We start from the raw sequence: 12,008 nt of genomic DNA on the forward strand, positions 1-12,008 counted from the left end.
ACCATCTCCAGCACACAAGATCAACTACACGACCGTCGAACCAGAGCCTAACCGACACGCCGGTGACTACCTAACGAAGTGTTGTTGCAGTACTAGGAGGTGTCCTGCAAGTCATCGGAGCCAGAGGATGATGGCGGCGATGGTGAGTTCGGCTCGGTAGTAGGCGGCGCGTTGGGCGTTGCGGGTGGCGAGGTCACGGAACTGTGTGAGCCGGTTGAAGCAGCGTTCGACCACGTTGCGCTGCTTGTAGACCTGGGCGTCGAAGGCCGGTGGTAGCCTGCCGCGGGAGTCTTGCGCCGCGCGGCGGGCGGTCTGGTCATTGCGCTGCGGGCTGACGAAGGTGATCCGCCGGTGCCGCATCGCCTCACCGAGACGATCCACTCGAGGTCGCCGACGGCGTCGTCTTTGACGATCACCGTGTCGAGGATCCGGTGCCCGGTGCCGTCCTTGGTCCACAACCGCAGCCGATCATGCGCAGTTTGCCAGGGTCCATAGCGTTCGGGCAGGTCACGCCACGGGGCGCCGGTACGCAGTTTCCACAGGATCGCGTTGATCACCTGGCGGTGATCCCGCTATCGCCGGTCGCCGCGCCGCTGCTGCAGCAATGGCTCGATCACCGCCCACGCTTGTCCGCCAGCTCACCCCCGACCAACCACCGGGCACAACTACCGGACCCACAACTCAACCACTAACAGGACGCGCCCCAGCCGCGCCGTTCGGTTTGCCGCGTCCTGCGCCTTCTTGCTCACCGCCCCGCCGTCGCGCGGTGGCGGCTCCCCGTGACGCCCGGCGGCGGGTGCGGCAAGTCCGGCCCTTGTGGCGCGGCCCCTCGCGAAGTACCGTCACCCCATTCGAGTTACAGAAAACTCTTTCGGTATTTCGAATCGAAGGGACTCGGGGTCGATGGCGACTGCGATGAGAACCACCACGGCTGCGGGCAGGCGGCGGGTGGCCGCCGCGTGCATCATCGGGAACTTCCTGGAGTACTTCGACTTCGGCGTGTACGGGTTTCTCGCCGTGGCGATCGGGCACGAGTTCTTCCCCGGCGGGTCCGGGGCGGTCGGGCTGCTGAAGTCCCTGGCGGTGTTCGGGGTGGCGTTCGCGGTGCGGCCGCTGGGCGGGGTGCTGTTCGGGCTGATCGGGGACCGCGCGGGGCGGAAGGTGTCGCTGTCGGCGAGCGTGGCGGTGATGGGCGTGGCCACGACGCTGATCGGCGTGCTGCCGGGGTACGCGTCGATCGGGCTCGCGGCGCCGGTCCTGCTGGTGTTCCTGCGCTGCCTGCAGGGGCTGGCCGTCGGGGGCGAGTGGGGTGCGAGCTCGGCTTACCTGATCGAGACCGCGCCGTCGGACCGGCGCGGCATCCCGGGCAGCTTCCCGTCGATGGCCGCCGCGCTCGGGCTCATCTTCGGTGCCCTGCTGTCGCTGGTCTTCCAGCTCACGCTCAGCGCGGCCGCCCTCGACAGCTGGGGCTGGCGCGTGCCGTTCTTCGTCGCCGCGCCGCTCGCGGCCGTCGGGCTGTACGTGCGCCAGCGGCTCGAGGACACGCCGATCTTCGAGCAGCTCGCGCAGAGCGACGCGCCCCGCGCGCGGCTGAAGGACGCGCTGCGCCGCGACCAGGCCAAGGCGATCTCGGTGACGTTCGCGTTCTCCTGGATCTGCGGCGTCGGGCTGTATTTCCTCGGCACCTACGTCGTGAACTACCTGATCGCGACCGCCCATGTCGGCAGCACTCGCGCCACGATCCTGACCTCGATCGGCCTCGCGATCTACTGCGTGCTGTGCCCGGTCGCGGGCCGCCTGTCCGACCGGTTCGGCCGGCGGCGGACCCTGTTGTTCGGCTGCCTGGGCCACGTCGTGTTCGGCATCCCGGTGTTCGTCGCCCTGGCCCACGGTTCGCCGGTGGTGGTGATCCTCGCGCTGATCGTGTTCGCGATCTTCCAGGCGCCGATCAACGCGAACACCTCCCTCGTGCTCATCGAGATGTTCCCGGCCTCCACCCGGCTCACCAGCGGTGCGCTCGGGTTCAACCTCGGGGTCGGCGCGCCGTCCGGGTTCGCGCCGCTCGTCGCCGCGGCGCTCGTGGTGTCGACCGGTCTGGACTACGCGCCGGGCATCCTGCTCGTCGGCGTCGCGTTGATCTGCGGGCTGATCCTGCTGCGGTGGCTGCCGGAGACGGGCGGGCGCGACCTGAGCCTCGACGTCGACGCGACGAAGTCCGGCCCGGCGCCGAGGATCGGCGAGCCGGGCGTCTCCGAAGCGGTGGTGCCGTGACCCTCATGCGTGCCGCGGTGCTCGCCGCGCCCGGCGGGCCCGAAAAGCTCGTGCCGGGCGAACGCCCGGTGCCCGAGCCGACCGGTGACCAGTTCCTCGTGCGGGTGTCCGCCTGCGGCATCTGCGGCCACGACCTGCTGGCGCGCAAGGGATCCCTGGCGGCGAAACCCGGGCAGGTGCTCGGGCACGAAATCGCCGGCCGCGTCGAAGCCCTCGGCCCGCAGGGCGATCCGGCGTGGCTCGGCCGGCGCGTCGCGCTGGTCCAGCGGTTCCCGTGCGGCTCGTGCGCCGAGTGCCGGGCCGGGCACACGAACACGTGCCGCACCGGGCCGGGGTTCTACGGCGAGGACCTCCCGGGTGGCTACGCCGAATACGTGCTCGCCGGCCCGCTCAACACCGTCGCCCTGCCGGATTCCGTCGGCGACGCCGAAGGCGCGATCCTCTCCTGCGCCCTCGGCACGGGCTTGCACGCGCTGCGCCGCGCCCGCGTCGGGGAAGGCGACGTCGTGCTCGTGACCGGGGCCGGCGGTGGCGTCGGTGTCCACACGGTACGGATCGCCGCTGCCCTCGGCCAGCGGGTGATCGCCGTGACGGGCAGTGCGGCGAAAGCCGAGGCGCTGCGGGAATCCGGTGCCGACGCCGTCGTGCCGGTTTCGGCGGGCGCGCCAGGGGTGCGCGCCGCGGCCGCGGAGCTCGGCCGGCCGCGCGGGGTGGACGCCGCCATCGAGACGACGGGCGCTCCGACGTTCGTGCTGTCGGTGCGGTCCCTCGCTCCGCGCGGTCGGCTGGCCATCGTCGGCAACACCGACCCGAAGGCCGTCGAACTGCAGCTGGGCCTGATGATCCTCAAAGAACTCGACGTGTCGGGCTCGGCCCACGCGAACCGGGAGGAACTCCTCGAAGTCGTCGAACTCGCCGCGTCCGGGCGGGTCACGCCGGTGCCGCCGCGCGAGTTCCCGCTCGAAGACATCGCCGCCGCGCACGCGGCCGCCGAATCCGGTGTCCTCATCGGACGGGCGGTGGTCCGGCCGTGAGCGGCGCGCCACTGCGCGGCATGGCCGTGCTCGACCTGAGCCAGCAGCTGCCTGGTCCGTACGCGACCTTCCTGCTCGCGTCCCTGGGCGCCGACGTGGTGAAGGTCGAACCACCCGGCGGCGACCCGGCCCGCCGCTTCGACCCGCCGATGTTCGAGCGGGTCAACGCCGGCAAGCGCAGCGTGGTCCTCGACCTCAAGTCCGAAGAGGACCGAGCCCGGTTGCTCGACCTGGCGGCCACGGCCGACGTGTTCGTCGAAGGCTTCCGGCCCGGAGTCACGACCCGGCTCGGCTGCGACGAGAAAGCCGTGCGGGCAGTGCGGCCCGGCGTCGTCTACTGCTCCATCAGCGGCGTGGGCCAGACCGGCCCGCTCGCCGGCCACCCGACCCACGACCTGTCGTTGCAGGCGATGGCCGGGATCCTGCGCGACACCGGCGAATCCGACCGCATCGGCGTGCCGTGGGTGGACCTGGGCACGGCCACCACGGCCGCGCTCGCGATCACGGCCGCCTGGCACGCCGGAGGCGGCGCCTTCCTCGATCTGTCCATGCTGGACGTCGCGACGGCGTGGAACTCGGTCAAACCGCTCGCCGTCACCGAACCCGAAGCGACCTACGGCATCGTCCGGGCGCAGGACGGTTCGGTCGTGCTCGCGCTGCTGGAAGACCACATGTGGCAGCGCCTGTGCGCTGCCGTGGGCTGGCCCGACTGGCGCGATGATCCCGAGCTGGCCACGTACGCGGATCGGCGTCACCACGCCCGAGCGATCCGGGCCCGCCTGGAGACCGCGTTCGCGAACCGGACCGTGGCGGAGCTCGTCGCCCTGGCGCACGAGCACGACCTCCCGCTCGGCCCCGCCGACGCCACGGGCGATCCGGACACCGTCGCTCAGCTGCTTGCCCGCGGCCGTGACGGCGGTCCCGCCGCGCGCCACACCCCGTTGCCGCTGGAGCTGATCGTCCGGAAGGAGCCCTGACGTGTCCCTCACCCGGTTCCGCGCCCCCGAAGCCAACCGGTGGGGCCTCGGCGTGATCGACGGGCCGAACATGCCCAACCTCGGTCACCGGTCGGAAACGATCTACGGGCCGATCAAGTCGCTGGCCGACCTGCAGCGGCTGGTCGCGGACATGGCGGACGAGCTCGGCGTCGCCGTCACGCCGTTCGCGTCCAACCACGAGGGCGAGATCCTCGACTTCATCCACCGCACGGCCCGCGAGGTCGACGGGTATGTCATCAACCCCGCCGGCCTCACCACCTACGGCGAGGCGACCCGCCACGCGCTCGACGACACCGGCAAACCGGTCGTCGAATGCCACTTCGCCAACACCGCCCGCCACTTCGCCGGCGTGACACCACCCCACCTCGTCCAGCAGTCGCGTTTCACCTACACCGCGACCGGCCTGGTCATGGGGCTGCGCCAGTACAGCTACCTCGGCGCCCTGCTCGCGCTGACCCTCGCCCTCGACGACGCCGACTTCCTCGCGGGCGGCGCGCGTCGGCACTGATCCTCACCGGCGGCGATCGGCTACGCTTTTTCGAGGGGATCGACCAGCGACGAAAGGCAGGGGTGCGTGGCAGCCGACGCAGGGGCGGAACGGTTCTCCCGGGTGTTCGACACGCTCGAACTCCTCGTCGGGCACCCGGAGGGGATGACGCTCACCGAGATCGTCAAACGTCTCGGCATGCCGGCCAGCAGCGCGCACAACCTGCTGCAGCGGATGGCGGCGACGGACGTCGTCGCGGTGTCGGACGACCTGCGCTACTCCCTCGGCTCGCGCGCGGTGCGGCTCGGCATCCGCATCGTCGACGGGCTGGAGGTGCGCGACGTCGCCCGCCGCGCCCTGCAGGAGCTGACCCGCGCCACGGGGGAGGACGTGTACCTCGCCGTGCGCCTGGGCACGCGGGTGTCCTACATCGACCGGTTCCCCGGCACGCGGCCGATCGCCGTCGACATCCGCCTCGGCCAGTCGCTGTACCTGCACGCGACGGCCGTGGGCAAATTGTTCGCCGCGTTCCACAAGCCGCTGCACCGGCGGCTGATCAGCGAACCGCGGCCGCGGCTGACCGAGCACACGCTGATCACCGAAGCCGACCTCGACCGCGAGCTGGACGCCATCCGGCAGGCCGGCTACTCGGTGAGCCGCGAGGAAGCCATCCCCGGTGTCGTCGGCTACGCGTTCCCGGTCCGCGACGCGTACGGCGAGATCACCGCGGCGATCCACATCTCGGTGCCGCTGGCCCAGATCGACGACGCGCACGAGAAACTGCTGCTGGACAAGGCTTTCGGGGCCGCCGCGGCGATCGAGGCGGACCTGGGCCGCGGCGGCGCGGACCTGGCCCGCCGCGGCCGCCGCGTCTCGGGCTGAGCTACAGGAAGTCCCAGCCCGGCCTGCCTTCCTTGCACCGCTGGTACGCCACGGGGTCGATCGTCTGGTAGACCCCGAGCACGCTCTCTCCGTCGCACGTGACGCGGCACAGGTGCTCGTCGAGCCCCCGCAGCCCGATCCGCGTCGCGGGGTCGGCCAGGTCGTAGGTCTCGCCCTCGGTCAGCTCCGGTCCGTCGTAGGAACCCTGGTGGATCCCGCTCTCCGGCGTGCCGCCGTACATGCCGCAGCGCAGGTACGCGGTCTGGTGCCCGAGGTGTTCGTAGTGCAGCTCCTTCACCTCGCCGGTGCCGAGCCGGTACTCGACGACGCCTTCGGTGAAGATGTCGGTGCCGGCTTCGAACCGCAATCGCCGCGCCGGCTTGGCCACCCGCGTCGCGCCCGGGCGGCTGTCGCCGAACGGGTAGTACACGCGATCGCCCCAGAGCGTCCAGTTTTCGAACGGCACGAACGCGTTGCCCGAGACGCCGACGTGCAACCGCCCGCCCAGCGACATCGCCGGCCCGCCGACACCGCGGCCCGTGCCCCAGTGCCGGTCCCGCGTGCCCGCCGAGCCGGGACCGAGTTCCACGCGGGTGCCGTCGGCCTCGACCCAGCCCTTGACCGTGCCGAAGCCCTCGAACCCGGTGGTCACGTCGGTGCGCCGGCCGGGCGGGGTGCCGTGGGCGGAGTCGGACAGCGGTTCCCGGAACACCTGCCGCGTGGTGTCGCGGAACGTCAGGTCGTAGCTGACGCCCCAGTCGTTCGGTTCGAGCACGTACCGCCACTCCCGCAGTCCGCGCACGATCTCGGGCGCGATCGGGCCCACGCGCAGGTCCGCGCGGTCGGCACCGAGCGCCCGGAAGCTGCGCACGCTCGTGTGCCGGCCGCGGACGTTCACGATCGCGTAAGCCTCGGCGCGATCCAGGTTCGGGTAGAAGCTGCCACCGGTCGCGACCATGACCTCGCCGGCCGCGTCGTGGCTGATCATCCAGTAGCGCTCGTACGCGCGCGGGTCGCCGGTCCACATGACCCGGATCGGGTCCGGTGTCTGGTGGATCAGGTAGTCGTCCAGCGGGGACAACGGGAACTGCTCGGCGAAGTGCTCGTCGCCGACGGTCAGGTCGCTCACGGCCACCTCCTCAGCTCGGGTCGGTTTCGATCCGACGGACCAGGTACTCGGTGATCTCGCGCCGGGCTTCGGTGCCCGGCGCCACGTTCGTGACGACGTGCGAGAGGTGGGCTCTGAGTTCGGCGTTGCGCGTGGCGGCCGCGGCGACGTCGAAGCCCGTGGGCTCGTCGTCCGGGACGGGCACGCCGTGCCGGGTCAGCAACCGCGTCAGGGTGGCGTTGTCCTCGACGTAGAACGGCAGCAGCGCGGCCCACGACCGGCCGATCTGCGTGAGCAGCCGGCGCACGTTCGTCAGGTTCTCCCGCGAATCCCGCGACAGCCCGGCGTCGGCGGCGACGTCGTCGAGCAGGCGCCGCGCGCCGCTCAGCTGGTCTTCGATGGTCGGGCGCATCTCAGCTCCTCTCCTCGAGCGCGGCCAGCAGCGTGCCCAGCACCTTGCGGGTGGGGCGGTACGGTTCGTCGCTGCGGCCGTCGAGGAACGCGCGCAGTCCGCTGACCTGCATCACCGCGGTTTTGAACGTGGCGAACGCCGCCCACCACGCCAGCGCGGTTTCGTCGACGTCGGTGCCGGTCACGTCCTCGTAGTGGCGGACGAGATCGGCGCGCTCCCACACCCCGTCGATGAGGTGCTCGCGGCCGCGCAGCGGCTGGGTGACCCAGCCGAGGTCTTCCAGTGGATCACCGAGGTGCGCGAGCTCCCAGTCGAGCAGGGCGCTGACGCGGTCGCCTTCGAGCAGGATGTTGCCGGGCTTGAAATCCGCGTGCACGAGCACGGTCCGCTGGGCCGCTGGCGCGTGGGCCCGCAGCCAGCCGAGAGCGAGGTCGAGCTCCGGGAGGGCTTCGAGCTGGTCGTCGCGCAGCACGGTTTCCCACCGGGTCAGCTCGTGCCGCGCGGCCTGCTCGCCCGGGTCCTCGAGGACGCCGCCGAGCCCGCCCGTGCGCCAGTCGACGGCGTGCACTTCGGCCAGCAGCTCGCAGAACCGCCGGGCCAGGTTCGCGCGTTCGGCCAGGGGCCGGTCGCCGTTGACCACGCGGTAGTCGCAGTCGCCGGGTTCGCGGCGCATGATCAGCGACGGTTTGCCCAGCCAGGTGCCGTCCGAGTCCAGCCACCGCGCCCGCGGCGCCGGCAGGCCGCTCGGTTCGAGGGCGCGCAGGACGGCGAATTCGGTGCCGCGGTCGGTGTCGACGAGACCGCCGTCCGGGTCGCGCCGCAGGATCAGCGGTTCGCGTTCACCGCCCGGGTGCACGAGGTCGAACACCCAGTTCTCGCGCGAGCGGCCGACGCCGACCCGCGTCAGGCCGGTGATCTTCGGCGGTGCGCCGAGCCGGTCGGCCAGGAAGTCGTGCAGCCGGGTGTCCACTGTGGTCGTCACGGCGTCTCCCGCAGTGAGGGGCGGTGGCCGGGGCCGGCCACGGCGATCAGTGCTTCGGCGCGTTCGGCGAGGCTCCTGCCGCGCAGGTCGGCGATGCCGTGCTCGGTCACCACGACGTCCACTTGGGACCGGGGGGTCGTCACGGCCCCGGCGTGGAGCCGGCGCACGATGCGCGACGACTTGCCGCCCTGGGTGGTGGCCGGGAGCATCACGATCGAGCAGCCGCCGGCCGAGTGCTGGGCCGCGCGCAGGTAGTCCGGCTGGCCGCCGATGCCGCCGACGTACCCGGAGCCGAGCTCTTCCGCGTTGACCTGACCGGTGAGGTCCACCTGGAGCGCCGAGTTCATCGCGACGAAGCGGTCGATGCGGGCGAAGGCGCCGGGCTCGGCGAGCTCGCTCACCGGCCGCACCCGCACACCCGAGGCGACCACCCAGTCGTAGAGCTCCTGCGAACCCGCGGCCTCGCTGATCACGACAGCGCCGGGACGCAGCGCGCCGGCACGGGCGAGGTCGAGCAGCCACGTGCTGGCCAGCGTCGAGTGCACACCCAGGTCGCGTTTCGCCGCCAGGGCCGCACCGACGGCGGCGGGCAGCGTGCCGATGCCGAGCTGGATGGTCGCGCCGTCGGGCACGAGCGTGGCGACGTACCGCGCGATCGCGGTGTGCACCGGGCCCGTCGCGCCGGCCGTGACCGACGGCAGGGGCCGCGATGTGGGGACGGTCGCGGTGAACCGGGAGGAGTGCACGCGCGGCGCGGTCGAATGCGGCACGCGGTCGTTGACCTCGGCGACGACGGCGCGGGCGCGGCCGAGCAGCTCGTAGGTGTAGTCGACGGCCAGCCCGAGGCTGTGGTGGCCCGAATCGTCGGCGCTCGAGACCTGCAGGGCGACCACGAGCTGGTCCGGGTTGCGGCTGAGCAGCGCGCGCGGGACGTCGCGGAAGTGGCACGGGATCACCGACACCGTGCCGTTCGCCGCGAGCCGGGCGAGCGGTCCCATCGCGCCGAACGAGACCAGCGGCAGCCCGGCCGCGCCCGGTTCGGTGAGCGCGCCGCTGTGGCTGAGGCCGACGAACACTTCGAGGTCGGGCAGCGTCGCCTGGGCGCGCACGAGCTGTTCGAGCAGGGGAGTGGGTTCGCCGGTGCCCTGCGCGACCACCACCAGGTCACCGGGTTTCAGCACGTCGGTCAGGGTCACAGCACGACCACCGGGGTGACTGGCGCGGCGGTCGAGCCGACGAGGGGGATCGGGGCGAACACGAACAGGAACGTCGAGCGGGATTCGGCTGCGAGCGCTTCGCCGAGTCCGGCCAGCGCGACGTTCTCCAGCAGCGGCACGCCGTGCTGGTGCAGCAGCACGAGGTGCGCGGGGAAACCGCTGGCCGCCACCTGCTGCTCGACGGCGTAGTTGTCGGCGCCGACGAGAGCGACGTCGTGCCCGGCCAGCCACCGCGCCGCTTCTTCGGTGATCCCGGGCTCGTCGGCGAAGTAGTCCGCACCGTCGTCGTGCGATTCCAGCCAGCCCGTGCGGATCAGGACCGCGTCGCCGGGTTCGGGGACGACGCCGGATTCCGCGATGCCGCGGCGCAGCTCGGCGACGCCGACGGGCGCGCTGGCGGCGAGCGGGCCACCGGCCGCGGCGACGAGGTCCACGAGTACCCCGCGCGTTACGACGGGTCCGAGTTTCTCGGCGCCGCAGCGCTGGGCGCCGCGCGTGGTGCGCGTCGAGGACTGGGAGTGTCCATTGTAGATCGCATCGCCGGACCAGGCGTGCGCCAGTGCGTCGACGTGGGTGCCGCTGTGCGTGGGCAGCTGCACGGTGTCCTCGGCGAACCGGAAACCGCCGGGGGAGCGGGCGCCGAGCGCGTAGTCGCCGGCGTCGCGGTTCATGAACCGCTGCGGCCCCGGCCGGTGCGGGGGAGACCCGGTGCCCGGCCCCAGCGGCTGGGCGAGGCTCAGCGTGCGGCCCGAGCGCACGAGCCCCGCGGCGCGGCGGGTGACCTCGGGGGTGACCAGGTTCAGCGCGCCGGTCTCGTCGCCGGCTCCCCACCGGCCCCAGTTGCCCGTCACGCCACGTCCGCCTTCAGCTTGTCCTGCACCAGTTTCTCCGCTTCGGCCCGCAGCGCGCGGCGCACGAGCTTGCCGGTGCCCGTCTTCGGCAGCTCCGGCACGATCGCCACGGCCCACGGCACCTTGTAGCCCGCGATGTGCTTCTTGCAGTGCGCGACGACGTCCGCGGCGCCGAGCCGCTCGCCGCGCGCGACGACGAACGCCACCACCACCTCGTCGCGGCTCGGGTGCGGCGCGCCCAGCACCACCGATTCCGCGATGTCCGGGTGTCCGGACAGGAAGGTTTCGACCTCCGCGGGGGAGACGTTGATGCCGGAGGTTTTGATCATGTCCGTGATGCGCCCGATGAACGACACCGTGCCGTCCGGGTTGAGGACACCGCGGTCGCCGGTGCGGAACCAGCCGTCGGCGGTGAACGCGCCGGCGTTGGCCTCGTCGTCGTTGAGGTACCCCGGCATCAGGCGGCCGCGCACCTGCAGCTCACCCGGTTCGCCGGCGGGCAGCACCGCGCCGGTCTCCTGGTCGGCGGCGCGGACCCGCACGCCGGTGAGCGGCTCACCCTGCGTCGTCAGCCGGGTGGTGAGCGGCATTCGGTGGTCGGTGACGCAGCAGTTGCCGTAGGTCTCGGTGGAGCCGTAGACGTTGCACAGCCGGGAAATCCCGAGCTCGGTGATCGCGCGCTCGACCTCGTCGGGCCGGCCGATCGTGAGCCCGGTGCGCAGCGACGCGATCCCGCGCACGCGCTCGGCGGCGCCGGTGGCCAGCGCGTCGGCCATGGCGGGCAGCAGGTACGCCGCCGTGACCCGCTCGGCTGCCATCAGCTCGGCGGCAGCGACCGGTTCGAACTGTTCCTGCAGGACGAACGTCGCCTGGTGCGTCATGGTGGCCATCAGCGCGTTCGCGCAGCCGAAGCTCCAGAACAGCGGCGAGCCGAACCACACGCGGTCCTCGGCGGTCAGGCCCATGCGCTCGCCGATGTGGAACCCGTTGAGGATCAGGTCGCGGTGGCACAGCGGGACGGCCTTGGGGTTCTTCGTGGAGCCCGACGTGTAGAGGACGAACGCCGGTTCTGTCGCGCGGCCGGCGAGGTCGAGCGCCGGGGGCTCGCGGGTTTCGAGGTCCTCCCACGCCACCGCGCCGGCCGGCACGTCGTCCCCGAGCACGACGACGCGCCGCAGGGCCGGAAACGCTTCGCTGTGCCAGTGTTCGTCGTCCAACTCGGGCAGGAGGGTCCGCAGTTCGCCGATCAGGTCGTTGCCGCGGACCCGGTCGCTGAGCACGAGCACCGACGCCCCGGAGCTGCGCACCAGGTAGTCGATGTCGTACGCCTTGACCCACGTGTTGAACGCGTCCACCCGCGCCCCGAGCGCCAGCGCCCCGAACGCCACCGGAACCCACTCCGCGACGTTCGGCGCCAGCAGCGCCACGACGTCACCGTCGCCCACACCGAGCCCGGCCAGCGCCCCCGCGGCGTCCTCGACGCGGCTCTGAAGCTGCGCGTAGGTCAGCCGGGTCCCGCCGACCACCAGCGCCTCCCGGCCCGGCACCGCGGCCGCGTTGTCCCGCAGCAGGTCCGGCACAGCGCACGCCTCGGGGACGACGGCCATCGCGACACCACCGCTTTCGTATTCTCGAAAACAGTTTCGAATATCTGTAACGTACTCGGCCCGGTTCGGGACCGTCAAGGTCAGCCCGGCCGCCGCGCACCCGGCGGTCACCGCGCGCCGGGGAAGATCTTCGGGCGGTCGTGCAACCTGGCCGGGTCC

11 protein-coding genes and 1 pseudogene are annotated in these 12,008 nt (G+C 72.2%); 5 read left to right on the forward strand and 7 right to left on the reverse strand.

The window, feature by feature from the left end; translation table 11 throughout:
• Positions 1-111 precede the first annotated feature (111 nt).
• Positions 112-617, reverse strand: a pseudogene (locus ACIA77_RS32780) (transposase).
• Positions 618-915: 298 nt separating this feature from the next.
• Between ACIA77_RS32780 and ACIA77_RS32785 the strand changes: the two are divergent.
• The 5 genes from ACIA77_RS32785 (at position 916) to ACIA77_RS32805 (ending at position 5,672) form a co-directional block, all read left to right on the forward strand.
• Positions 916-2,271, forward strand: a complete 1,356-nt coding sequence (locus ACIA77_RS32785; RefSeq protein WP_395889904.1) for an MFS transporter — start codon at positions 916-918, stop codon at positions 2,269-2,271.
• A gap of 5 nt (positions 2,272-2,276) precedes the next feature.
• Entirely contained in the window at positions 2,277-3,305 is a 1,029-nt protein-coding gene (locus tag ACIA77_RS32790; RefSeq protein ID WP_395890054.1) for an alcohol dehydrogenase catalytic domain-containing protein, read from the forward strand.
• On the forward strand, positions 3,302-4,282 hold the full coding sequence (locus tag ACIA77_RS32795; protein WP_395889905.1) for a CaiB/BaiF CoA transferase family protein: 981 nt from the start codon (positions 3,302-3,304) through the stop codon (positions 4,280-4,282). Before ACIA77_RS32790 ends, ACIA77_RS32795 begins: the two co-directional genes overlap by 4 nt.
• A 1-nt stretch (position 4,283) precedes the next feature.
• Entirely contained in the window at positions 4,284-4,811 is a 528-nt protein-coding gene (locus ACIA77_RS32800) for a type II 3-dehydroquinate dehydratase (protein WP_395889906.1), read from the forward strand.
• A 66-nt stretch (positions 4,812-4,877) separates the two neighbouring features.
• Entirely contained in the window at positions 4,878-5,672 is a 795-nt protein-coding gene (locus ACIA77_RS32805; RefSeq protein WP_395889907.1) for an IclR family transcriptional regulator, read from the forward strand.
• A gap of 1 nt (position 5,673) precedes the next feature.
• On the opposite strand, the gene ACIA77_RS32810 is transcribed toward ACIA77_RS32805, so the two are convergent.
• Genes ACIA77_RS32810 through ACIA77_RS32835 form a run of 6 tightly spaced genes read right to left on the reverse strand, consistent with a single transcriptional unit; the run spans position 5,674 to position 11,849 of the window.
• Positions 5,674-6,801, reverse strand: coding sequence for a hypothetical protein (locus ACIA77_RS32810; RefSeq protein WP_395889908.1), 1,128 nt, complete (start codon positions 6,799-6,801; stop codon positions 5,674-5,676).
• A gap of 10 nt (positions 6,802-6,811) precedes the next feature.
• Positions 6,812-7,192 carry a hypothetical protein gene (locus ACIA77_RS32815; protein ID WP_395889909.1) on the reverse strand — a complete coding sequence of 127 codons (381 nt, stop codon included), beginning with the start codon at positions 7,190-7,192 and terminating at the stop codon, positions 6,812-6,814.
• A gap of 1 nt (position 7,193) precedes the next feature.
• The gene (locus ACIA77_RS32820) at positions 7,194-8,174 is read right to left on the reverse strand and encodes a phosphotransferase family protein (RefSeq protein ID WP_395889910.1); all 981 of its coding nucleotides are present in this window, start codon (positions 8,172-8,174) and stop codon (positions 7,194-7,196) included.
• Entirely contained in the window at positions 8,171-9,370 is a 1,200-nt protein-coding gene (locus ACIA77_RS32825; RefSeq protein WP_395889911.1) for an acetyl-CoA hydrolase/transferase family protein, read from the reverse strand. The genes ACIA77_RS32820 and ACIA77_RS32825 overlap by 4 nt, the downstream gene beginning before the upstream one ends.
• Entirely contained in the window at positions 9,367-10,242 is an 876-nt protein-coding gene (locus tag ACIA77_RS32830; protein WP_395889912.1) for a cyclase family protein, read from the reverse strand. Before ACIA77_RS32830 ends, ACIA77_RS32825 begins: the two co-directional genes overlap by 4 nt.
• Positions 10,239-11,849 (reverse strand): class I adenylate-forming enzyme family protein, encoded by a 1,611-nt coding sequence (locus tag ACIA77_RS32835; protein ID WP_395889913.1) that lies wholly within the window; start codon positions 11,847-11,849, stop codon positions 10,239-10,241. Before ACIA77_RS32835 ends, ACIA77_RS32830 begins: the two co-directional genes overlap by 4 nt.
• Positions 11,850-12,008 lie beyond the last annotated feature (159 nt).

The sequence above is a fragment of the Amycolatopsis sp. NPDC051903 genome, from assembly GCF_044452505.1.
In the GTDB taxonomy this organism is placed as follows: Bacteria; Actinomycetota; Actinomycetes; order Mycobacteriales; family Pseudonocardiaceae; genus Amycolatopsis.

Excerpts from the sequence above, each read along its gene's own strand:
- ACIA77_RS32785 (WP_395889904.1), top strand. The coding sequence starts at position 916 with ATGAGAACCACCACGGCTGCGGGCAGGCGGCGGGTGGCCGCCGCGTGC.
- ACIA77_RS32790 (WP_395890054.1), top strand. The coding sequence starts at position 2,277 with ATGCGTGCCGCGGTGCTCGCCGCGCCCGGCGGGCCCGAAAAGCTCGTG.
- ACIA77_RS32815 (WP_395889909.1), bottom strand. The coding sequence starts at position 7,192 with ATGCGCCCGACCATCGAAGACCAGCTGAGCGGCGCGCGGCGCCTGCTC.
- ACIA77_RS32835 (WP_395889913.1), bottom strand. The coding sequence starts at position 11,849 with ATGGCCGTCGTCCCCGAGGCGTGCGCTGTGCCGGACCTGCTGCGGGAC.